At 47.9% G+C, this 22,751-nt stretch carries 21 protein-coding genes and 5 tRNA genes; 13 read left to right on the plus strand and 13 right to left on the minus strand.

Features of this window, described 5'->3' with window-relative positions; translation table 11 throughout:
* Positions 1-39: 39 nt before the first annotated feature.
* Entirely contained in the window at positions 40-1,302 is a 1,263-nt protein-coding gene (locus L336_RS01565) for a serine hydroxymethyltransferase (RefSeq protein ID WP_015641461.1), read from the minus strand.
* A 107-nt stretch (positions 1,303-1,409) separates the two neighbouring features.
* Here L336_RS01565 and L336_RS01570 point away from each other — a divergent pair, with 107 nt between their 5' ends.
* Positions 1,410-2,933: a helix-turn-helix domain-containing protein gene (locus L336_RS01570; RefSeq protein WP_015641462.1), complete on the plus strand. Its 1,524-nt coding sequence runs from the start codon at positions 1,410-1,412 to the stop codon at positions 2,931-2,933.
* A 37-nt stretch (positions 2,934-2,970) separates the two neighbouring features.
* Here L336_RS01570 and L336_RS01575 read toward each other — a convergent pair.
* Positions 2,971-3,045, minus strand: a tRNA-Gly gene (locus L336_RS01575).
* A 42-nt stretch (positions 3,046-3,087) separates the two neighbouring features.
* Between L336_RS01575 and L336_RS01580 the strand changes: the two genes are divergently transcribed.
* The 4 genes from L336_RS01580 (at position 3,088) to L336_RS01595 (ending at position 3,987) form a co-directional block, all read left to right on the plus strand.
* Positions 3,088-3,528 (plus strand): hypothetical protein, encoded by a 441-nt coding sequence (locus tag L336_RS01580; protein ID WP_041191177.1) that lies wholly within the window; start codon positions 3,088-3,090, stop codon positions 3,526-3,528.
* A 63-nt stretch (positions 3,529-3,591) separates the two neighbouring features.
* Positions 3,592-3,668, plus strand: a tRNA-His gene (locus tag L336_RS01585).
* 150 nt (positions 3,669-3,818) lie between these two features.
* A tRNA-Arg gene (locus tag L336_RS01590) sits at positions 3,819-3,895 on the plus strand.
* Positions 3,896-3,910: 15 nt separating this feature from the next.
* A tRNA-Arg gene (locus tag L336_RS01595) sits at positions 3,911-3,987 on the plus strand.
* 95 nt (positions 3,988-4,082) lie between these two features.
* On the opposite strand, the gene L336_RS01600 is transcribed toward L336_RS01595, so the two are convergent.
* Entirely contained in the window at positions 4,083-4,433 is a 351-nt protein-coding gene (locus L336_RS01600; protein ID WP_015641464.1) for an HIT domain-containing protein, read from the minus strand.
* The gene (locus L336_RS01605; RefSeq protein ID WP_015641465.1) at positions 4,417-5,466 is read right to left on the minus strand and encodes a P1 family peptidase; all 1,050 of its coding nucleotides are present in this window, start codon (positions 5,464-5,466) and stop codon (positions 4,417-4,419) included. The genes L336_RS01600 and L336_RS01605 overlap by 17 nt, the downstream gene beginning before the upstream one ends.
* Positions 5,467-5,605: 139 nt before the next feature.
* Between L336_RS01605 and L336_RS01610 the strand changes: the two genes are divergently transcribed.
* Entirely contained in the window at positions 5,606-6,199 is a 594-nt protein-coding gene (locus tag L336_RS01610) for a hypothetical protein (protein ID WP_041191179.1), read from the plus strand.
* Between the two features lie 6 nt (positions 6,200-6,205).
* Here L336_RS01610 and ypfJ read toward each other — a convergent pair whose 3' ends face one another.
* The 4 genes from ypfJ to L336_RS01630 are packed head-to-tail and all read right to left on the minus strand — an operon-like array spanning position 6,206 to position 11,743.
* On the minus strand, positions 6,206-7,048 hold the full coding sequence (gene ypfJ, locus L336_RS01615) for a KPN_02809 family neutral zinc metallopeptidase (protein WP_015641467.1): 843 nt from the start codon (positions 7,046-7,048) through the stop codon (positions 6,206-6,208).
* Between the two features lie 32 nt (positions 7,049-7,080).
* Positions 7,081-8,922 (minus strand): heavy metal translocating P-type ATPase, encoded by a 1,842-nt coding sequence (locus tag L336_RS01620; protein WP_015641468.1) that lies wholly within the window; start codon positions 8,920-8,922, stop codon positions 7,081-7,083.
* On the minus strand, positions 8,919-11,378 hold the full coding sequence (locus L336_RS01625) for an AAA family ATPase (protein ID WP_015641469.1): 2,460 nt from the start codon (positions 11,376-11,378) through the stop codon (positions 8,919-8,921). The genes L336_RS01620 and L336_RS01625 overlap by 4 nt, the downstream gene beginning before the upstream one ends.
* Positions 11,366-11,743 (minus strand): hypothetical protein, encoded by a 378-nt coding sequence (locus tag L336_RS01630; protein ID WP_128817266.1) that lies wholly within the window; start codon positions 11,741-11,743, stop codon positions 11,366-11,368. Before L336_RS01630 ends, L336_RS01625 begins: the two co-directional genes overlap by 13 nt.
* Before the next feature lie 51 nt (positions 11,744-11,794).
* Between L336_RS01630 and L336_RS01635 the strand changes: the two genes are divergently transcribed.
* From L336_RS01635 to opgC, 3 genes are read left to right on the plus strand one after another with little or no spacing between them, the layout of a single operon-like run.
* Complete coding sequence (locus L336_RS01635) at positions 11,795-13,072, plus strand: Mur ligase family protein (protein WP_015641471.1); 1,278 nt, start codon at positions 11,795-11,797, stop codon at positions 13,070-13,072.
* Positions 13,069-13,791, plus strand: a complete 723-nt coding sequence (locus tag L336_RS01640; protein ID WP_015641472.1) for a type 1 glutamine amidotransferase — start codon at positions 13,069-13,071, stop codon at positions 13,789-13,791. Before L336_RS01635 ends, L336_RS01640 begins: the two co-directional genes overlap by 4 nt.
* A gap of 59 nt (positions 13,792-13,850) precedes the next feature.
* The gene (opgC, locus tag L336_RS01645; RefSeq protein ID WP_015641473.1) at positions 13,851-14,933 is read left to right on the plus strand and encodes an OpgC domain-containing protein; all 1,083 of its coding nucleotides are present in this window, start codon (positions 13,851-13,853) and stop codon (positions 14,931-14,933) included.
* Here opgC and L336_RS01650 read toward each other — a convergent pair.
* A complete protein-coding gene (locus L336_RS01650; RefSeq protein ID WP_015641474.1) occupies positions 14,930-16,510 on the minus strand; it encodes a glycosyltransferase family 39 protein in 1,581 nt (526 codons plus the stop codon). The two genes, opgC and L336_RS01650, sit on opposite strands and share 4 nt — an antisense overlap.
* Positions 16,511-16,595: 85 nt before the next feature.
* On the opposite strand from L336_RS01650, the gene L336_RS01655 reads away from it, so the two are divergent.
* The 4 genes from L336_RS01655 to L336_RS01670 all read left to right on the plus strand — a co-directional run bounded on the left by L336_RS01655 (position 16,596) and on the right by L336_RS01670 (position 19,729).
* Positions 16,596-16,671: transfer RNA gene (locus L336_RS01655), tRNA-Pro, on the plus strand.
* Between the two features lie 56 nt (positions 16,672-16,727).
* Positions 16,728-17,315: a hypothetical protein gene (locus tag L336_RS01660; protein ID WP_041191182.1), complete on the plus strand. Its 588-nt coding sequence runs from the start codon at positions 16,728-16,730 to the stop codon at positions 17,313-17,315.
* A 63-nt stretch (positions 17,316-17,378) separates the two neighbouring features.
* The gene (locus L336_RS05545; protein ID WP_015641476.1) at positions 17,379-19,082 is read left to right on the plus strand and encodes a S8 family serine peptidase; all 1,704 of its coding nucleotides are present in this window, start codon (positions 17,379-17,381) and stop codon (positions 19,080-19,082) included.
* Between the two features lie 50 nt (positions 19,083-19,132).
* Complete coding sequence (locus L336_RS01670) at positions 19,133-19,729, plus strand: sortase (RefSeq protein WP_015641477.1); 597 nt, start codon at positions 19,133-19,135, stop codon at positions 19,727-19,729.
* Here the strand turns inward: L336_RS01670 and L336_RS05550 are convergent, their stop codons facing one another.
* The 4 genes from L336_RS05550 to tsaE all read right to left on the minus strand — a co-directional run bounded on the left by L336_RS05550 (position 19,730) and on the right by tsaE (position 22,721).
* Positions 19,730-20,215: an NUDIX domain-containing protein gene (locus tag L336_RS05550; RefSeq protein WP_015641478.1), complete on the minus strand. Its 486-nt coding sequence runs from the start codon at positions 20,213-20,215 to the stop codon at positions 19,730-19,732.
* Between the two features lies 1 nt (position 20,216).
* Complete coding sequence (gene rny, locus L336_RS01680) at positions 20,217-21,707, minus strand: ribonuclease Y (RefSeq protein ID WP_015641479.1); 1,491 nt, start codon at positions 21,705-21,707, stop codon at positions 20,217-20,219.
* Between the two features lie 172 nt (positions 21,708-21,879).
* A complete protein-coding gene (tsaB, locus tag L336_RS01685) occupies positions 21,880-22,269 on the minus strand; it encodes a tRNA (adenosine(37)-N6)-threonylcarbamoyltransferase complex dimerization subunit type 1 TsaB (protein WP_015641480.1) in 390 nt (129 codons plus the stop codon).
* Positions 22,266-22,721: a tRNA (adenosine(37)-N6)-threonylcarbamoyltransferase complex ATPase subunit type 1 TsaE gene (gene tsaE, locus L336_RS01690; RefSeq protein WP_015641481.1), complete on the minus strand. Its 456-nt coding sequence runs from the start codon at positions 22,719-22,721 to the stop codon at positions 22,266-22,268. The genes tsaB and tsaE overlap by 4 nt, the downstream gene beginning before the upstream one ends.
* Positions 22,722-22,751: the final 30 nt, after the last annotated feature.

The following is a 22,751-nucleotide window of genomic DNA, read 5'->3' on the forward strand; positions in this document are numbered from 1 at the left end:
GTTATTGTACGAAAAGAGCCCCCCAATACAAAGCGTAATCTAGTTGAACTGGACGAGGAACGCTTTTACTTCCTCACGCATATGCGCAAGTGCCGTTTCGTCGTCTCGACTTTCGACCGCTTGCTTCATCCACTCTGCGATCTGTGACATGTGGTTTTCCTTCAACCCTCTTGTTGTCATTGCGGGTGTACCAAGTCTGATACCGCTAGGACGAAATGGCGGCAGCGGGTCATCTGGTACGGCATTTTTATTGAGTGTTAGTCCGATCTTGTCGAGAGCTTCCTCGACAACGCCTCCATCGACACCAAAACTTTTATATACATCAGCCAAAATTAGGTGGTTACTCGTGCCGCCCGTGACCAATTTGAAGCCGCGCGCTTGAAGTTCACTTGCCAATACTACCGCGTTCTTAACGATTTGGGCCGCGTAGTCACGAAACTCTGGTCGAAGAGCCTCACCAAACGCGACTGCCTTGGCCGCAATTACGTGCATGAGAGGGCCGCCCTGAGTACCTGGAAACACCGCCCGATCAATCAATGTCGGAATATTTTCGATCGTTTTTTCGGGTGCACGCAGAGGATTGCCTACCACACCACGGCTCAAAATCATCCCGCCGCGCGGACCACGTAGTGTTTTGTGAGTAGTCGTTGTAATTACGTGAAAGCCATAGTCAAATGGGTTTTTTGCGACTCCTCCGACAATTAAGCCAGCAATGTGCGACATGTCCGCCACCATCAAGGCACCAACTTCAGCCCCAATCTCTGCAAACTTTGCATAATCTAGTTCTCTTGGATATGCGCTAAAACCCGCCATAATCAGTTTTGGCTTATGCTCACGCGCAAGACGGCGCAACTCATCATAATCAATTTCGCCAGTTTCTACATTTTTCATCTTATAGCGGACAAAATTGTACTGCTTGGCACTCCGAGTGACAGGAGCTCCGTGGGTCAGGTGTCCCCCATGGCTCAAATCCATAGCCAGAACGGTATCACCGGGCTCTAGCCACGCGAAATACACGGCTTCGTTTGCCTGCGCGCCGCTATGCGGTTGAACATTTGCGTGGTCAGCACCAAACAATTTTTTTGCCCTCTCGATAGCAAGCAATTCAACTTTGTCGGTATACTCCTGGCCACCATAGTAGCGCTTACCCGGATACCCTTCCGAGTATTTATTTGTGAACACGCTCCCCATTGCATGTAGGACGTCTTGGCTGACGTAATTTTCACTAGGTATAAGTTCGAGTCCGTCCTTTTGACGCTGTTCCTCTGCGGCAATAAGTGCGGCAACAATATCATCTTGCATTGGTTTATCTCCCTTTAGATTGATGTTATTTGAAGAGATTTGTTGCTATATCATGCCTATATTGTATCACTATTGTATATATATCATGTGTGATATATGCTGATGACATGGGTACCGCAAAATATCTCCGGAATATCGGTAAGCTTATCCAGGAAACTCGCCAAGCGAGAGGTTTGACACAAGCAGAATTGGCTACTGAGCTAGGGACCAGTCAAAGTGCCATCAACCGGATAGAAAAAGGTGGGCAAAATATCAGTCTTGAGATGATTGCACGGATTGGCGAAGTACTTTCAAGCGAAATTGTGCGCATCAATAATTCAGGGAAAACGAATTTTTATATTACGGGTGGCCACACACTAAAGGGTACGATAGAGGTAAAAACCAGCAAGAATGCTGCAGTGGCCCTCCTCTGTGCTACACTTCTCAATAAAGGTAAGACCACCCTACGTCGAGTTGCGCGCATCGAAGAAGTCAACCGTATCATTGAAGTCTTAGAGAGTATTGGAGTAAAGTGTCGTTGGCTCGAGAATAACGATCTTGAAGTTACACCGCCAAAACGACTCAAGCTCGAAAACATGGATGTAGAAGCGGCCAAAAGAACGCGTACTGTTATCATGTTTCTCGGCCCACTCCTTCATCAGTATTCGCACTTTAGTCTACCATTTGCTGGCGGGTGCAGCATTGGGACCAGGACTGTCGAGCCACACATGACCGGACTGGCACCATTCGGCCTCCATGTCGTCGCCACTTCTGATGCGTATCTCGCCACGACACATAAAAGGGAGGTGGGAAAAACGATCGTTCTCACCGAGCGTGGTGACACCGTAACGGAAAATGTCATTATGGCCGCAGCCCTCTACGATGGCGAGGTGACTATCCGGAATGCGAGTCCTAACTATATGGTGCAAGATGTATGCTTTTTCCTTCAGAAACTTGGTGTCAAAATCGATGGGATCGGTACTACTGTCTTAAAGATTCGTGGCCTAAAATCTATTAATAAAGCAGTTGAATACTACCCTTCCGAGGATCCGATCGAAGCGATGAGCTTCGTCGCTGCAGGTGTCGTCACAAACTCAGAAATAACTATCAAACGCGTCCCGATTGAGTTTATGGAACTTGAATTAGCAATGTTAGAGGGAATGGGGTTAAACTTCTCTACTACCGAAGAGTATCCCGCTCGAAATGGACACACACGACTTGTCGACGTATCACTCAAAAAATCAGTCTTACATGCTCCAAAAGATAAAATGCACTGCATGCCATTCCCGGGTATAAACATCGACAATCTTCCATTTCTTGGCTTATGCGCAACTGTGGCAGAGGGCCGAACACTTGTCCATGACTGGACATATGAAAACCGCGCTATTTACTTCACCGAGCTCAGTAAACTCAACGCAGTGATCGAGATGGTTGACCCCCACCGTGTCTACATCACTGGTCCCACCAAATGGAAACCTGCTGATATCACCGCTCCGGCTGCACTTCGTCCGAGCGTTGTCATATTACTCGCCATGCTTGCCGCCCCTGGAAAATCTGTGCTACGTGATGTATATAGCATAAACCGCGGCTATGAAGATATTGCAAACCGTCTGAATAAAATTGGTGCTGAAATCGAAACAATTTGGGAATAGGCACATAAAAACCGGACGACATGTCCGGTGCTTATCATGGTGCGAGTGGCGAGAATCGAACTCGCGTCTCGAGCTTGGAAGGCTTGCATACTAGCCACTGTACGACACTCGCAACAGTACTCAGTATACCAGTCGAATGTCGTATAATAAAGACATGGTACGGTTTGCATCATTTCTAGGATCAGACGATAGCTCTCATTTTCATAGCAATACCATGGCAGATACCTCTTCTGCCCAGGAATCTTTTGGAACTACTCGCAATCTTACTTTCAACGAAAGACAGGTGATCAACAAGAATCGTCAACACATTCGAAGCTATAGAGATGCGGGTATCCTGCATACATATCGCTCGGAAGCTCACGACAAAAAGGTTTCTGCCCAGGAGCAATCTGTTGAACAAACGGTGTCGAATGATCAATACAGCGAGCGACCACTCCCAAAACAGATGACCCCGCAGAGTAGCCGCATCGATATCGTCAGACCAACTCGCCAAGGATTTAATGCAACAAAACCACCCGCCGCTCCCGCAAAACTCCCCTATCAACGTCAGAGTTTCATTGAACCAACGTCTCGAAAATACAATCCCTTTGCCTAGAAACATAACAGATGACAAAACTGGGTTTCTTTGCTACAATAGCAACCGCTGCATATAGATATGGCGGATGTAGCTCAGTCGGTTAGAGCGCTGGATTGTGGCTCCGGAGGCCGTGGGTTCGACCCCCATCATTCGCCCCAAAGAAAGTATGTATCTCACGATATGTGCTTTCTTTTGTTATAATGACCCTATGCCCCGATAGCTCAGTTGGGGAGCCATCAGCAAAGATAGTGCAACTCTGCTCTATCCAACTGGTGATGATCAATCTTTGTCAGATTTTGAGCATTTTTGCCCCGGTAGCTCAGTTGGATAGAGCAGAGGACTTCTAAGCCTAAGGTCGCAGGTTCGACCCCTGCCCGGGGTACCACAAAAAATTGTCTATGCCCCGTTAGCTCAACTGGATAGAGCATTGGTTTCCGGTACCAAAGGTTGCAGGTTCGACTCCCGTGCGGGGTACCAAAAACTCTTTGGTTATTTTTTGAAATTTCCCCCACCGAGATTTTCTGGATTTGGAAAAGAGTATTTCTTTTCGGGTGAGCTGTTGGTTTGCGACACTAGCTGAGTTTTTCTCCACTACTGATATGAAAGTGTAAGTGTTTTGAGTCTTGGTATTTACCTAGATTTGTAAGTATTCTTGCTGCGCCTTGCTCTTGTTCAACTTTTGAGGCGATAGACTTCAGCACAGAAATTAATTCTTGCAGAATCACCTCGTCATGCTCTGAAAGTGTCGTAAATGAATCAATGTGTTTTTTCGGTACGACCACAATATGAACAGGCCAGAACGGTTTAGTGTGGTAAAAAGCGAGTACATTATCGCTTTCGTATTCTTTTGTTAGCTCAACATTACCCGCGATAGCGACATCACAGTAAAAATCGTTGCCTGTGTAGTTAGTTGCTGCCTTCATAATCTCTCACCGCTGGTATTACGCCCTTATACGCCTGCTCGAACTGTATGCTTTCTGCACTATACACCGCGTCATAAATACTCTCTTGCACGGCACGCGCTGCGGCGTGCCCAATGATATCGACTTGGGTATATAAACTGTCTTCCGTTTCTTGGAAGTATTGCAACTTGTCATTGAACGGATTTTTCAGCTCACCAGTACGAAATACAAAAACAGTGTCGCCGTCAGACGAAGTATGCACAGGATTTATCGCGCGAACTTGTCCATGCGAGGCAAGGTGCGCGACTTTTTCTAGATGCAATTTGCTGCCCAAATCAACGTTTATGCCAACAACAGATATTGTCGTGTTTGACCTGTCCTGCGTTACGAAATCTATCAACTCCTCATACGACTTAAACTTGGTGTTTTCATCTCTATTACCAGCAATAATTTCACCGTTAGGCGCAACTATGTTTCCTATTGCGTTCACAACTGACAGAGCAACGACAATTATGCCGTTACCCAAGTCTACACGAGCCGAGCCAACACCCGCTTTCATAGCACCAGTTTTAGTGCCGCCCTCAACCCAACGGAACTTGCCGACAGATGTACCCGTACCAGCTCCGACATTACCACTTGTAATCGGTTTATTCGTTGCGTTTTCGTAGGCTTCGCGTCCATAGACGGGATCGTATGGCGCAATTTGCATACCTTGGTCATACACTACCGCGCCAGTAATGGACGGATTAAAGATTCGGTTATCGCTACCAGAACGTGAGCCCTTTTGGTCGCGGCACAAACATTCCATAATCTCACTTGCCGACATAAGTCCTGTATAGCTACCACCAGCGATGAAGATACCATTTTCTCGGTAGCTCGTTTTATCTGCACGTATTGCTTCGGTATTGTACGCACCGACGCTTCCTCCACATGCTTTATACGCAACTTGGTAAGGTTTATCAAAAAGGATTACCGTACAACCCGTCAATTTGTCTAAGTGAGTAGCGTGTCCAACGCGAACACCGTTAAGAACAGTCAAAGTTTTGTTATCCATAACTAAATAATAACAGATATCCCCTCTACTTTGGACTGCGTACAGCGGCCCCGCCCTCGCTAGATGGCTCAGTATTTTGTACTAAAAGGTTCTAGCGGAGTTGTAAAACTCTACCATGATTTTGTGATACACTATGCTTATGGTTAGAAAAAAATCTCTTCATCCAAAGAAGCATGTCCAGACAACACCAACGCATTTTGTCTTGCGACGCAGCCTCTTGGTGTATGTCATATTGGTATTTGTACTGTTTTCGACACTTGCTATGAGCATTTATTTGATTGATCGTCTGGTTATTTCAAAACAACATACTGACCGCCTCAATCAAATCACTGCAATTTATGATAGTCTTGGCCTCGATAGCTCCTATCGAGCCGTCCGAAGCGACTTATTTGGCGATAAGCGTGTCTATAGCTGGGACAAGGGCAGGACATTCGCATCTACCATCGAATATGGACACAACGATACGCCGACAAATACGGCGAGTGATCTGAGAAAAAAGGTTGAAAATGCTGGCTTCACCTACATACAAACTGAGTATGAGGGTTCTATTAACCCCACCCAAGAATATAAAAATGCAAAAGGCAACTACCTACGCGTTAGCACGATGAGTGGTACCATTCACAATTCAATTGTCTACGGAGATGTTGACAGTAAAGCGCCGCTCATTCAGCATGCAAACGAAGCTCCTACCTACGTCACCATCAAAGTCAATCTTGACGACAATAACGAGTAGTCACACCTATTGTAGATTAGTACATTGCGAGGGTTGACCACTCGTATAGCCCTTTTTGAAGGCGTTGACGCGCTCTGTACTACTTCCGTGTGTCCACGTCTCGGGGTTGATTTGTACACCCTCCACTTTTTGAATATGGTCATCGCCAACTGCAGAAGCCGCGCTGATGGCCTGATCAATTTCTCCATTCTCAAAGATGCCATTTTTCGCTTGTGAATAGGCCCATATACCAGCATAACAATCGGCTTGTAATTCGACATCGATACTACCACTACGGGTCTTTGATGCCTTGGTGTTAAAGACGCCGAGTTGGCTTTGGACATTATGGCCAACCTCATGGGCGATCACATATGCCTGCGCCACGTCACCTGTATCGGCTCCAAACCGCGTGCGTAATTCATCAAAAAATGTCTCATCAAGATAGATTGTTTGATCTTGCGGACAAAAATGTGGCCCCATATCGGTTGTCGCTATTCCACACCCAGACTGAGTCGCCTGGCGAAACAGCACTAGTCTCGGTTTTTTGTAGGTCGAATTATTTTGGGAGAATAGCCCACTCCACACATCATTTGTCGAACCCAGCACCTTGCGCGTAAACACTTCGTAGCTATCGTTTCCTCTAAACTGCTCGGGTTGGGTTGTCTGCTTTGCTTGACCAGCTCTCATTGTTTGGACAGTGCCAATAGCAGATTCCACTGTCGACTGAGACACGTTAAGCCCCATATAGTTGAGACCAAGTGTGAGGAGTAGGGCGACGAGACCACCTCCACCGCCCAGCAACAAACCAGACGATACCCCCCTCCTATCCTCTACATCACCAGTGCTGACAATCTCATCCCATCGCGCCATAGTATAAATCTATCTCCTGCCTATTAGTAAGATTATACCATCACCTTGGTATTTAGTGAGCCGGCACGTGCCCGTAGTGCATACAAGATGACAATTATATCGACGACTTCCTGAAGAGATGCTCCGACGACAGCGGGTATCCTCCCAGTTGCCGCCAATAGCATCAAAAAGATGCTGAGGCCAATACCAATCAATACACTTCTCTTGGCAACTGATACGGTATGACGTGCAATTTTTATTGCGCTAACGAGACGCGATAATTGGTCGACCATGATGACGACATCGGCTGATTCACTCGCTGCAGTTGCCCCCCGTGCACCCATCGCGATACCGACATCACTCGCCGCTAGTACCGGTGCATCATTGACGCCATCTCCTGTCATCATAATTGGCCGAGGCTCAAAATCTCTTACAGCGGCAACCTTATCCTTGGGTAGACAATCCGCTCGTACATCGGTCATCCCCAGTTCAGCTGCAATAGCATACGCCGTTTCTGGGTGATCTCCCGTCAACATTACCACGTGCTTAACACCAAGCTGCCTTAATTGACGCAGCGTCTCGGCAGCATCCTGTCTCACTGTATCCTTATAGATAATCACTCCGAGGAGCTTATTGCTGCGAGCAACATAGGTCGCCGTACCTGGATATTCTGGTAATGAACATGCCGGCACGCCATGCTCTACTAGGAAGTTACGCCTACCAACCACAATCTTTTGATGACCAATGGTGCACAAAATCCCGCCGCCACTCACCTCTGAGATACCAGTTGCTGGTCTAATTTCGACCAAACGACGTGTTGCTTCAATTTGTATGGCACGCGCCGTGACGTGGCCAGACTGTTGTTCAGCACTTGCCGCGATCGCCAGCACCTCCTCTTTGTTTGTTGTTTTCTGCGGAATGATTTCTACCAACTCTAGCTCACCTTTTGTCAATGTACCGGTTTTGTCAAATGCCGCAGATCGAACTGTACTCAGCCGCTCAATACTGCTACCATTCTTCATAATTATTCCTTGTTTGGCGGCCCTGCTCATGCCACTAATGAAGGCAACCGGTGCCGCAAGGAGCAGTGGACAGGGTGTCGCAACTACCAAAACTTCTGCAAAACGGCGAGCATCTCCCGATAGCATCCAAGCAATCAAGGCAATCCCAATAGCGGCAAAGGTGAAGGGAACGGCATACCTATCGGCGAGCCGTACAAAAGGAGCCTTTGATTCGCTGGCCGCTTGCACTAGTGCTACGATCTGTGCATACTGACTATCGCTCGCACTCCGCTCGACCCTAATAGTGATGGGTGATTCGCCATTTACTGAACCGCTCAGCACGTTCTCTCCCTTTCCCATAGCAACAGGCTCACTTTCGCCAGTGATAGACGACTCATCAAGCATTGAGTTCCCCGATACAATAACTCCATCGACCGGTACAACCTCACCTGGACGCACTACAATCGTATCATTGGGTTGGACAGTCGTGACTGCGACATCACCGGTTGAACCATCAACCATTTGTTTGTGCGCGACCGTAGGCGCTCGAGTAATCAATGCCGATAGTTCACTTCGAGCTCTGGCGTTCGCAAAGGACTCAAGCGCCTCTCCGCCGACCATCATAATAACAATAACGATAGTTGCCCAATACTCACCGACTATAAGGGTACTCACGATCGCCATGACAGCAAGAATATCTACACCATAGCGACCTGCCATGATGTCTCTTATCATTCCCACGGCGAGAACGAGCGCTACCCCTAGGCTATACCATGTAATTGCCGCTTCACCAAGCGCAGCACGGCCAGCTAGATGAAGAAATCCGGCCGCAACAAGCACGCTAAGTGCGGCAATCAGAGCTGCCTGACGTCGGAATTCTGTAAGCAGCGTCATTCTTTCTCGCCTTGCGTTTCGGCTTGAGACTCTCCCCGCATCGCAATCACTTCGTTTTCTGACCGAAATACCTCTTCAACCTGACTGAGAGAGAGGCTAATGGTGCTCCCCGGTCCGACCAAACCACTCAACATTTGCTTGGCGACAGTACTCTCTACGGCCTTTTGAACAACTCGGCGCATCGGTCGGGCCCCAAGACGGGGATCGTATCCTTTTTCCACCAGAAATCGTTTTGCCTCATCACTCACTTCAACGCTTATTTTTTGTAAGGCAAGTGTTTTATTTACGTTTGCGAGGATGAGGTCAAATACTTGGAGCAACTCGTCTTTTGTGAACGGTCGAAATACGACGATCTCATCGAAACGGTTGAGAAACTCAGGCCGGAATTGTCGCGTATTTATTAGCTCATCGATAAGTTGTTCTTCAAACTGCTCAAGTTGATAGCCACGCCCAATATATTCCCTAATGCGCTCTGCTCCTGCGTTGCTAGTAGCAATGATGATGGCATCGCGGAAGCTCACCTCGCGATTCTTAATGTCACGGAGTATTCCTTCATCAAGTAGCTGTAGTAATGTCGTGAGTACTTCGGGCGCAGCTTTTTCGATCTCGTCAAGTAAAACGACGCTAAATGGTTGTTTCATGACTTCTGCGGTGAGACTGCTCGGATCATCGGCGCCGTCGGCGATCAGTCGGCTAACGTCTTCGGCTCTGACATATTCATTGAGATCAATTCGAATCATCCGCTCCTCGCCATTGAAATACACTGCCGCCAGGGCTTTGCTCAACTCAGTTTTACCAACTCCGGTTGGTCCCAAAAACAAGAATGTTCCGATGGGTCTATTTTGATTACGCACACCCGCTCTCGCCCGCCTCAGTGCATCACTTACTACAGAAACAGCACGTGATTGATTCACCATACGTTCATGGATGAGGGTCTCCATATGTAGCAATCGCTCTCGATCTTCCGTATCGCTTGCTACGCTTATCTTTACACCGATAGTTTTTTCGATGGCTTGCTGGACCGAGTTGATGGTTACGATACCTGATTCACTGTATGCTGCAGCGGATTCGAGTAGCTTGAGAGCGCGACCAGGCATGGCGAGATCGTGTACATAGCGCTCGCTCAGTCGATATGCCTCTTTCAATGCCTGGTACATATACGTGACATTACGCTGTATCTCCGTAAGTATTAGCTGCTCCTGCATAACGACAAGTGTTTCGTCCTCATCGGCAGGTTCAACGTTGATTCGATTGAGAGCATTGATAAGTGAGGGATTTCGCTGGCCTATCTTCAGGAATCGCTGCTCATCCATCGACAATATCACCCGCAGACGTCCTGCATCAAGGATCGGCAACAAGACATTTGTAAGATCAACCGATCCCATGCCCTCCTCAAAAAATAACTGTGCGTTATCGAGGCAGACAATAATGTTTTTTGCGTTATAAGCCTCACCAAGAACACGCATGATAAGGCTTTCCAGCTCGCCCCTCCCCGGAGCTGCAGCTATCAACGAAGCCGAATCAAGGATAAATACCTGCCTAAACTTGAGGGTATCTGGCAGTTTCGCCGACGCATCAAGCAGCCGCTCAGCAAAGGCATGAATGATCGTTGTTTTTCCTGCCCCGGCGACGCCGACAAGTGCTGCGTTTTGTCGACCCCCCGTGCCAAATGTTTCTATAAGCTGATCGATAGCCCGCGTATGAGAGTCGATGTCAACTGTCAATAGCCCGCTGCCGTTTCCTATTTGCTCACTGATATTCTGCCCAAACTTTGTAAGGAGTGGAATATAGCCAAACGTCCAGTCTCGCCCGATGCCGCCCGTTCGCCTTGCGCGTGAATGCTTCTGGACCAGTTTCCGCAAATGATCTTGCCAGCGTACGCCATCATCGAGATCCTCATCATCAAGATGAATCTGTGCAAGAATATCCTGGTACGCCGGGAACGATCTTATCAAGGCTACCGCAAGTACGCTGCCACTTAAATGATCAATGCTATTTTGTTTTCTTACTGACTCTGCTTGCTTCCAAAATTCAGCGGTATCCTTCTCTTCTTTTGAGGCAATCTGCTGAAGTAATCTTGGCGTCAGCCCAAGGCGTACCCCCATAAAGAGGCCGCTGTTGACTTGGCCCACCGCCGTCGCTATATCGAGAGGGGTGGGACGTTTTGGGAGACGACCCAAGATATCTGAGGAAAGCCAGGCTTCTACTCCCCCGTGGTGTGCTGAGGGAATATGACGGAGACCGTGAAGATACCACCAAACTAGCATGGCTGGCACGGCTACTAAACCAATGCACGTCCATCCTAGTGGAGTCGCGAGAAATAGAAGTAATACACCGAGGGCAAAGAGGATAGTTCCGATGACTATAATAACGATAATGGGCGCGCCTTCAAGCCGCACTCTAAGACGAGCTTCAGCGGCACGCGAGTGATAATAATCAAACGTCAGGTCTTCCATGGAATCCACCCTGCTAGTGTCATCACGAGCCCAACTGCTGGTAATAATGGGATGATCGACCATATCAACACTATTATCAACCCAGATAACGCCGCTATCAGAAGTGCAATTGCGCCAACGACAATCATGACGAGACGTACAATGGCACCAATGATACGTGACAGGAGGCGATCAAACCAAGCACGAATTTGTACGCCGAGCGGACCGCGTATTGAGCCTGCTGAAATCTGCCGGAACGGCGAGAATAAGGTGCGAACCAAAAGATCAATCGAAAAATAATCATAGGTGCTGGCAATTCGTTCTCGCAACAAAAGAAGCTGCTGCTTCCACCCAGCCCCATACCACCATGTGAGAAAGCTCACCATAAGCATATCCTCATTGTACCGTAATCTGGTAGCTTAGGCTATAATGAACCTATGTCTACTCCACTTGTCACCTTCCTGGGAAAAGGAGTCCAGCGACTTGCTCGCCTTCGGGGGGGTGGTTCAGCGCTACCTGGACTTTTCATGGAAAAGATTGATCCGACGTTCATTCGCCGAACCCTCGCCCAACTACCGATGGGTGTTGTGCTCGTGAGCGGCACAAACGGAAAAACGACAACGACAAAAATGGTGGTGGAGCTCCTCGAAAGTCAAGGTCTGCGCGTGTTTACCAACCGTACAGGCAGTAATTTCATGAGGGGCGTCGCAGCCGCTCTCCTGCCCGAAGTAGATCATCGAGGAAGATTATCCGCCGATATTGCCGTGCTAGAACTCGACGAAGCACACGCTGTTCGATTTGTTGACTCAATCGCACCAGAATACTGCCTGCTGTTGAATGTGATGCGAGACCAACTTGACCGTTTCGGCGAAATTGATAGCACCGCACAATTACTAAAGCAGATTGCTCAAAGAACGACTCACGGTATTGTGCTCAACCGTGATGATCCTCGTCTCGCTAGTGAGACGTTCAGAAAAGACCTTGTCGTCCCCATCACAACCTATGGGGTAAGCCCGTCGCTGTCACACCTTTTTCCTTCTGATGATGCATTACGCCAAGATTCTACTCATGCTGGTTCCCATCTCCAGTTAGATGATACCTGTCTCTTGAAAGTCGACAAGCAAATAGCGACAATTGCCTATGCGAAACAAGAGCGGACAGTCACACTCAAACTAAAAGGAATCTACAACGTCCTGAACTCAGTTGCCGCTATCGCGCTTGTACGGAGCGTAATGGGTATATCGCTGAATGAAAAAGCGATGTTAAGCTCGTTGGAGCACGTCCTGCCAGCGTTTGGACGTGGCGAAAGTGTCTTTGTAGACGGAACAGAGTGCGAGTTGGTACTCGTAAAGAACCCCGGAGGGTTTCGGCTAAGCCTTTCGTCATTTGATCCAAATGGCTACAAGACTATGATCGCCGTAAACGATAATTACGCGGACGGACGCGATATGAGCTGGCTATGGGACGTTGACTTTGATAGCCTCAGGCAGCATGGAGTCGCGATGGTCAGTGGTATCCGCGCCTACGACATGGCGCTTCGGCTCCAATACGATGAGGTAGAGCCGTCGCGGGTTGAACCAAATCTTGCGCTCGCGCTCGACGCATTTCTCGCAAATCACAAAACCTTACCAAAACGCATTTACTGCACCTATACAGCGATGCTCTCGCTCCGAAAAGAACTGGCAAAACATACTGCCGTGGAGAAGGTTCTATGAGTAAAGGCACGCTTGTAATCGTCCAACTTTACCCAAAAAACATGAACATATACGGGGACTGGGGAAACACACTTACCCTTAAGCGTCGAATTGAATGGCATGGCTACGATGCTAAACTTGTCGCCTATAACCCCGGTGACACATTTCCCGAAGAAGTTGACGTCATCGTTGGTGGTGGTGGGCAAGATAGCGGACAAGCTGCAATCGGCGATGATCTGAGATCAGTTGGGCCAGAGCTGATTCGGCTCGCAGATGATAACGTACCCATGCTTATGATATGCGGCCTCTACCAACTTTTTGGGCATTTTTTCAAAACGCGTGAAGGAGTGATCATCAAGGGCATAGGACTACTCGATATCGAGACGGTAGGTGGAGACGAACGAATGATTGGTAATATCATCACTTCGAGTGACGAGTTTGGCGACATCGTTGGGTATGAAAACCATAGCGGAAAAACCACACTAGGTCCTTTGGCTCAACCGCTCGGTACTGTTCGTAAAGGTGCTGGCAACAACGGACAGGATGCACTTGAAGGTGCGCGCTATAAGAATGTTATCGGTACGTATTTACACGGTTCGCTGCTGCCAAAGAACCCCGCTGTCGCTGATTGGCTCATCGAGCAAGCTGCCTGCCGCAGGTTTGGCTTGTTTTCTCCATCTGTCATTGATGACCGTTTTGCATCTGAGGCACGACGCATTGCAATCAACCGCCCACGATAGTGTTTGCTCCATTTTCAGCCAAATCTGTTTGGTTATAGCACCTTTGTTATAATGATGAGATGGCTAATTCAGTATCACAGAAGTCTGGGAGGTTAGTCGCACTCGACTACATGCGTGGCTACTTCGTCATCGTCATTATCCTCGATCACCTGTGGCGCTATCCAAGCGCGTTTTCATTGGTGACCGGCGAAGCATCGCTTTGGGTAACTGCTGCAGAAGGATTTGTTATTATCAGTGGATTTCTCATCGGGTATATTCGTGGGTTCAAGGGGTTGAAACTTTCATTCCTTACCGTTGCATTAAAGCTTATTTCAAGGGCTGCAGTTCTCTACCTCTCTATGATTGCTGCCAGTCTACTGTATATCTATATCGAGTGGTCCGACAAGGTACCGTCTATGCCCTACACCCCCATTGGCACTGAGACAAAACGGAACTGGAATATTGTCTTAGAACAGACAATCAATCTCTCCCACCCCCACACTTGGGTTCATTTCTTAGCACTGTATACAATATTTCTGCTTGCCTCAGTTATCATGGTCGGATTGCTGCGTCGTCGCATGCCATGGCTTGTTGGTGGACTAACGATTTTACTCTACATTTTTGGTCAGATAACAGAAATTGAGTGGTTAAAATGGCAAATTATATTCTTTGTACCAAGCATTGCTGGATTTTATTTTGAGTCAATAAAAAAGTGGTGGAAAACATTATTGAGCGAACAAAAACAAACGTGGAATATTTTACTCTATGTTGCGGGATGTTCTACACTCGTGACATCAATCGCTTTTATAAACTTTCATTCACTCCTGCCAACATCAATAAGCGAGCCGATAGCACAGCTCTTTGCCATTGAATCTTTTTCACCTGCTCGTGTTATCCTAGCATTACTTTGGTTTGTTATGTTCGCAATGCTGTTTTCGCGTTTTAGCGCAGCTATTCCTCGTTCGACACACGGCGTGCTAGCGTACATAGGCACCCATTCTCTCAGCGCCTACCTCGTTCACGGATTGATTATTTGTGCTATCAACTTCTTCCTGCCACCATCTAGTGGTATTCTCGCAAATACTCTCTATGGTATTATCGCGGTCGCTGCCGTCACCTTATTCATCCGACTTCCCGTCATGCGGTCGCTTCTGCCACGCTAAGGCTCAAGTTGTATCTTGGCGGCACGAAGTCCTGATTTGTCGTTAGGAAGAGCGGGTGCGTGTAACTCCTCGATCACTCTCCATTTACCGCTGACGGGTAGGTCGGGTTTTCCGTAGACGCTCCAGTCGCTTAGCCACCAGATAACACCTCCGTGTTCCTGGGCAAATGTTGCGACATTTTGGAGCTTGCGATAGTCGCTGGCACGCATCATGTCAAACGAGCCCCAAGGAACCTTGTCGACTTCTTGATAATACATAGGATGCTCCTCTGTTTGATAGTAGTGGGCTTCATAATATCGAAATCCAGAGACTACAACTGGTGCGCTACCCGCCTTTGATTGTGCCTCCTGAATAGTCCACCTCAGCTGTAGCAGATCGCCATTGTTCTTGTTATAATTTCCCGTCTGATACACACTGACAATGCCAAATATCATCGCACCCATGGTCAACACAGACACGATAACTGTTTGCTTCAACGCAATCTTGGATTGTAACAATACTCCTAGCGTTACGCCTATTAGCGCCGACCAGTAAAGAATTGCGACTAGTAGGTATCGTTCAACATATGAAGGACGTAGCGGTGGAAGTGAGAGTAAAAGAAGCATGATCGTTGGAACAAATGCCAAGGAGGCAATCAACCAAAAAAGTTGTTTTTGATACGGGCTAAGCACCCGGTAGGCTTTCGGTGTGAGCCAGCAGAGACCGGCTGCGATCAGGATGGCGACAGCAGCAAGAAGCGGCGTCATCTCCCACGTCTCACGGTAATACAACAGATTTGTATAAAGATTTACGGGGGACAGTAGCGTGATAGGCTTTATCCAAAAACCGCCGCCTTGTATCCCGAACATCTGATGAAGCATGGTGGGAAGCCATGGCAAAAAGAGCACGATTGCTAATGCATGCGCCCATAACCATTCTTTGGAGAAAAACCGCCGCACTCTGTCTTTATGCGACTCGCTCCGTATAATGTTACTGCGCCAGATCCAGTGGGCAATCCACGCAAGTGCCGTGTAATAGTGGGTCCACATGCCCAACGAAACGAGAACTCCGTAATACACCCACCGTTTCTTTGTCGGTTTTTTAAGTTGAAGAGCGAGCGCGTAGGTAGCAGAAGCAACAATTGCCATAACCATTCCGTACATGCGCGCTTCCTCGCTATAGCGAATCAACATCGGGGAAAGGCTGGCGACAACGATTGCAGAACCGGCAACCCATCGACTAAATCCCTGGCGTACAAGCAAATAGACAAACACAAGCGCAATACCAATGCACACGAGACTAAAACTCCTGAGTCCTATTTCGGACGTACCAAACACTGTGGTCCAGGCCTTGAGGAGCCAGTAGTAAAGGGGTGGATGCACATCTGTCGCTGTAAACTGCGCAACTTCACTGTAGCTGTATCGAATTAAATAGGCGCTAAACGCCTCATCAAACCATATTGACCAGCGCGTGATATTACCAAGCGCAAGTACCGAAAATCCCGCGAGAATACTTCCTAAAAGCCACCAGTCTCTCTTGGTAAATGATTCGCTATTTCGTGCTGTACGACGAGAAAGAAATGCTTTTAGTTGTTTCATAGTACGTATTCTAGTGATATTATCCGATATATTCAACTAACTCCTAGGAAATCCTCACTTTTTCCGCTATAATACCTGTACACATCGGGGTGTGGCGCAGTTGATAGCGCGCTCGGTTTGGGACCGAGAGGTCGAAGGTTTGAGTCCTTTCACCCCGACCACAAGTAGTTGAGTTCGTCCTTTGGACGTGCTTTTTTTATCTGCTATCATACATGCTATGGGGACAACCGAAAAACGACCCGTATATGCCAATGCGTTCGGCGCCTTTGGGTACGTATTTCTCGTATTTTCTTGGCTATGGTCGACGCTCATCGTTGGATATTCATCGCTATCGACACAAAATATCACCTGGCTCATCCCCAAGAATGCCGATCAGCCTATAGGTACCTCTGAGCCTTCGTCCCTGGTATCCGGCCCAGTCGCCATAACAATCGGTCTTGTCGTTACGATTTTTATCGTACTAACTACTCTCTATGTATTTATCGCTCTCCCAAAATCTATCGGGAAAAGAGGCTCGACGGTCACCCGCAAAGCTGCTTCGCTCATTGTTCCGATCGTAACCCACCATCAGCCACTGCCGGAAACGCGCCGTGTCTTTCTTACCTCACGCATTATCATGGTGCTCAAATCAATTGCGTGTCTCTTACCGGTAACCACGTTACTTGTATTTCCAAACACAACGACATTGTCTTATGAGGTCGTGCTCATATGCTCATTATTTTTTAGTCTTTTTACAGTAGCTCTCTTTACTGTCCAATACGCTCTCGCGCGCCTATTACATATTCCTCGTGAACTCTTATGGTAGAAGACTAGTAACCATACTGCATCTGCGCTACAATACGCAGTATAAACAGTAAAAATAAATACTATGAATAATAAACAATTTACTCGACAGCTCATAGGCCTTACGGCTGTTTCTGTTGCTATCATGAGTGGACTGGTTATTCATTTTCAACTGTTCCCGGGAATACAATCAAAATACCCCCTTGTCCCTACAAAACCGATCGACAAAAGCCAATCTATTGGTGGACAGCCAGAGAAAAGGGTAACGCAGCACATACCCCCCGCACCATCCGCAGCCGCACCAGAGACTACTCCCCAATCTCAATCAAAAACAATACTCCCGTCAGGTGATGTCTCACCTCGACAGACGGCGATTGCTGCTACCGTTACCCATGAATACACCTATCACGCGCTTGCGTCTCCGAATGACCCTTATTACCCATCATCGTGGGCATTGCAACATACGGGAGCAACTGGTGCTTGGGCAATTTCGACCGGCACGCCTATGGTTATTGCTATCATCGATACGGGATTTGCACTTTCTCATGAAGACCTCCAGACTCAGTGGTATCAAAATCAAGGTGAAAATGGCTTTACACAGTCTGGGGACCGTTGCTGGACCGGCGTCTCCCAGAATAAATCTACAAATTCCTGCGACGACGATGCGAATGGCTACATTGATGATTGGCGCGGCTGGAATTTCGTAAACAAAAGTAATTTGCCTCAAGCAGGTACCACTAATCCAACAGGCAGTGGTGTATCACATGGAACCGCAGTCGCCGGCATCGCTGGCGCCGCTACCAATAATGGTATCGGGGTAGCATCATACAACTGGAATGTAAAACTAATGCCCTTGCAGGCCCTTTCTGATAACGGCTCTGGGGTGACCAGCGATATTGCTGCAGCTATCTACTACGCAGTCGATAATGGTGCATCAGTCATCAATCTCAGTCTCGGCGGAAGCGCGGACGATCCCGCACTAAAAGCCGCAGTACTCTACGCCTACCAGCACAATGTCGTCATCGTTGCAGCTGCGGGTAACTGCGGAACTGGTACAGAATCCGGCTGTGACCCCTCAAAACCTGGACAGATGCTTTATCCCGCCCTTTATGACCATGTTATTAGTGTGGGAGCGACAGACGTCAACGATGCTCGGGCGAGTTTTAGCAGTTATGGTCCAGCTCTTGATGTTATAGCACCCGGATCCGGCAACATCACCTCAACGCTTATCGATACTTCGTCGTCCCCTATCAATATGACAAATGCCTATTCAGCTAGCCTCTACGGAACATCATTTGCATCGCCGATGGTAGCGAGCATTGTATCGCTTATAAAATCAATCCGCCCCAACGCAACAGTAGAGGATATTACCGCCCTTGTTGATGGTTCAGCGCAAAAAGTCAGCGGTATGTCGGGATCGATCTACACCCTCCAATACGGTCACGGCCTTATCAACGCAACAAGCGCCTCAACAATCGCGGCTAGCCTGAGTCCCACCGCGACTACAGTCAAACTTGGTCAAACAGGAAGTGTTCACTCAGAGCATAGTTTTAATACCGCCGATACCCTCGCTAGCTCCTGTACCGTCTCGCCTTTCAGCTACTGTACCGTGCGTATTCATAGTGTATCGCTTGGGTATGACCGCTACCTCCCCTATACCAAGACTGACTCAAGTGGAATAACGAGTTGGTCGTGGCCAGGTAATATTATATCGGCCTCCGAAGCCTGGGATGTATCTAGCCAGCAGGGCGGATCGTTTTCTCCCTACTATCCTCTCGTGGCAAAATAGCTTTTCTTGCTCATGCTTGTTATACTAAAAAAGATAACTTGGATTTTTGAATGTTAAAGATAAAGAAACGCCGCTCAATCGGTATACCCCGTATTGCCCTACTGGGCACGGCCCTTCTTCTGCTGAGTGGTGGTCTGTACCTCTTGCTACTTGTTGCTTCGCCCTCACTCGCACCACTTATCACGATGAAACCCATAGAGGTACGCTCTCTCCCCGCTCCCCAAGCGACCGACAATCGTGTCATCATCCCAAAAATTGGAGTAAATATTCCCTATGACAAGGGGGCGGCTTCTCTTGACCGAGGCGCAGAATGGCGTTACCCAGAGCGAGGGAATCCTGAAAAGGGTGGAAACTTCATTATCGCTGCTCATCGCTTTAGCATTCAACCTACACCTCAGGGAACGATCGAGAAATCACCTTTCTATCATATTGATAAGCTTGCCGTTGGGGACAAAATTGTTATCGACTATATCGGGACACGATACGGCTACGAAATTGAAAAAATATTTACTGTCAAACCAACGCAAGTCGAAATTGAAGCACCCTCAACCGACGCAAAGTTAACGCTCTATACCTGTGAGCTCGATGGTTCAGATGCGGGCAGGGTCGTGGTAGTCGCCAAGCCTCTCGGCAAAGTCGCTCTCTAGCTATTCTCTCGCGCCGGCACCAAACACCTGCTCCCTATAACCACGCTCACCGCGAGCCCAGGCGAGAGTGGTTTGTGAATAATGACGGTTACCTGCAACTATCATATCTGCCATCACTACATCAAACATCTCAATCTCTCGTTTATCTATCTTGGCACCTTCTAGTACTTCAGCTGCTACAGTTGCCTGAAACACAAACTGATAGGTGTGGGCATACTCACTTACTCGATCAACAACCATGACAAACTCAAGCTCATCTTCGCTCAGTTGTATGTTTACTTCCTCAAGGCATTCACGAACTGCTGCAGCCCGCGGAGTCTCCCGTGTATCAATAATTCCGCCAGGAAATGACCAATAGTCCTTGTAAGTTGCTTTCAAAACCAGCACTTTACCATCTACGGTGCGAAGGGCGACTGTCGCGCTCGAAACACGATGCTCCAGTGAGGTAAACCACTGTCTGGTTTCTTCGTCTGAGTAGGAATGCATATTACTTTGCAAACTCGATAGCGCGTGTCTCACGAATAACGTTTACCTTAATCGTGCCCGGATATTGCATAGTGCTTTCGATTTTTGTCGCAATGTCACGTGCCAATTTGATTGCGCTTAGGTCGTCAATACTTTCTGGCCTGACGATGACACGAACTTCCCGTCCTGCGCTAATTGCATACGCTTTATCAATCCCCTTAAATCCAGTGGCAATATTCTCAAGATCACGCATGCGCTCAGCAAAGTTTTCAGCACTGATATTTCGCGCACCTGGCCGCGCCGCGCTGATTGCGTCGCAAACACGCACCACAAGTGCTTCAGCAGTTGTGGCTTCGATATCGTCGTGATGGGCTTCGATGGCGTGAACAATCTCATCACTCATACCTGCCTTACGAGCTAACTCGGCGCCAATGTGATGGTGCTTGCCTTCAACCTTATGCGTCACAGCCTTGCCGATATCGTGAAGTAGTGTAGCAATCTTAGTTACGCGTACATTTGCGCCGATTTCGTCTGCAATTAAGCCAGCCATATGCGCCATTTCAGTGCTGTGCATTAGAACGTTTTGGCCATAGCTGGTACGGAACTTCAGTTCACCGAGAAGCTTGAGAAGATCTTTTGGTATTCCGGCAACACCTACTTCACGAGCAGCATCCTCGCCGGCACGAATAACTTCTTTTTCAATCTGTTTTTCGGCTTTTTCAAAGACTTCCTCGATGCGACCCGGATGGATACGACCATCTTTCATCAGCATTTCAAGGCCCATACGAGCAACTTGGCGACGAATCGGATCAAAGCTGGATAAGATTACCATGCCAGGCGTGTCATCGACCAAAAAGTCAACTCCAGTGGCGCGTTGCATAGCCTGAATATTCCGGCCTTCCTTGCCGATGATGCGCCCTTTCATCTCGTCATCAGTCAATTTCACGGCGGTGACAGTTCGCTCAGCAGTCACTTCACTCGCCATTCGTTCCATGGCAGAAAGTATCACTAGTTGAGCCTTTTCCTCGGCATCATCGGTGGCTTCCTTTTGTAGCTTTGCAACAAGTCCAAGCAAATCATCCTTTATATCTCGCTCCGTCATCTGGAGCAGCTTCTCCGCTGCATCTTTCTTTTTGAGCCCAGCGATCTTTTCAAGCTTCTCTTGCTGTTTTGTACGAATCTCACGAATCTCGGTCTTAAGAGATTCGACTTCATCCTCTTGTTTGCGTAATCTCTCGCTACGCTTGTCTAGCTCATCAAGTTTGTTGTCAAGTGAGCTCTCCCTATCAGCCAACCGCGACTCTACCTTCTGTATTTCACGTCGCCGTTCTTGCTCAATTTTAAGCGCCTCGTCTTTTGCCTGCAGAACAATCTCGCTGGCCTTGCGTTCGGCACGAGCAATCTCCTTCTCTGCTTTGTGTTTACTACTGGTTGCTTGGGATTTATCGTACACAAACTTACCGCCCACACCAGCAAGTACGCCTACGGCAGCCATGATGATTTCTATCACCATAATAGGTCCTTTCTTTCAGGCTAGCTTAGTACGGGTATCAATGTATAAAAACGTCAATGTCGAATCAAACTAGTCTGTAAATTCAAACGTTAAAAAATAATCAGTGAGCTATGGTAAAAACCTAGCTATTCTTTATTGTACCGCCTTGACTCCTGCTTCGGCAAGAATGAGTTTACTTTCGCGGTGAAGTGACGCGCGCTTCGCTGCCGTACTCTGGCAGAACGATACCATCATTTTCACCACTCGCCAATCTCTTTCGACAGGTAGCCTGCCAGGCATCGCCAGTCGCCCCCACAATGGGGATGTTCTTGCTATGCGCCAGTGTGTTGAGCACCGTCAAACCAATGCGTAGCCCAGTAAAACTACCTGGACCCCTATAGACGCCAATGCCTGTGATATCATCCCAGTCCTTTGAGTGTGTCCTGAGAGTTGACTGAAGGTAGCCAAGCATTTGCTTTGCTAATTCGTGTCCTGCATCCCAATAAGTGTCTGAGACAATCGTCTCACCCTCAAGCAGCAGAAGTTGACAGGTAAACCCAGCACTATTCCACAGCACTATCATGTCAATCTCTCGATGATATTCTCGCTATGTGGTCCGCTTGCTTTGATAATTACCTCACGCTCCTCACCCATGAGCGTATTAAGTGTTATTTGCAATCTATCAGAGGGAAGTACGTCACTAATAATTTCAGACCACTCAATGATCGTAATTGTTTGGGGGTCGTTAATTGAGTCTTGAAGCTCGCTTCTCATTACACCAGCATCACTGAGTCGATAAAAATCATAATGCGCAAGTAATCTGCCGGATTCCGTCACATACACTCGACTAATGGTATAAGAGGGGCTTTGAACCTCTTCCTCAATCCCAAGTGCATGCGCAAATCCTTTTGCGAAGGTAGTTTTACCAGCTCCAATGTCGCCTATCAACTCAATTACTTCACCACCACTGCAAAGCGCACCGATACGTGCTCCTAATTTTTCCATAGCCTCCGATGTGGGGATCTCGAGTTCCATATGTCGCTCAGTATACCATATTGACACTAG

It is taken from the genome of Candidatus Saccharimonas aalborgensis (assembly GCF_000392435.1).
In the GTDB taxonomy this organism is placed as follows: Bacteria; Patescibacteriota; Saccharimonadia; order Saccharimonadales; family Saccharimonadaceae; genus Saccharimonas; species Saccharimonas aalborgensis.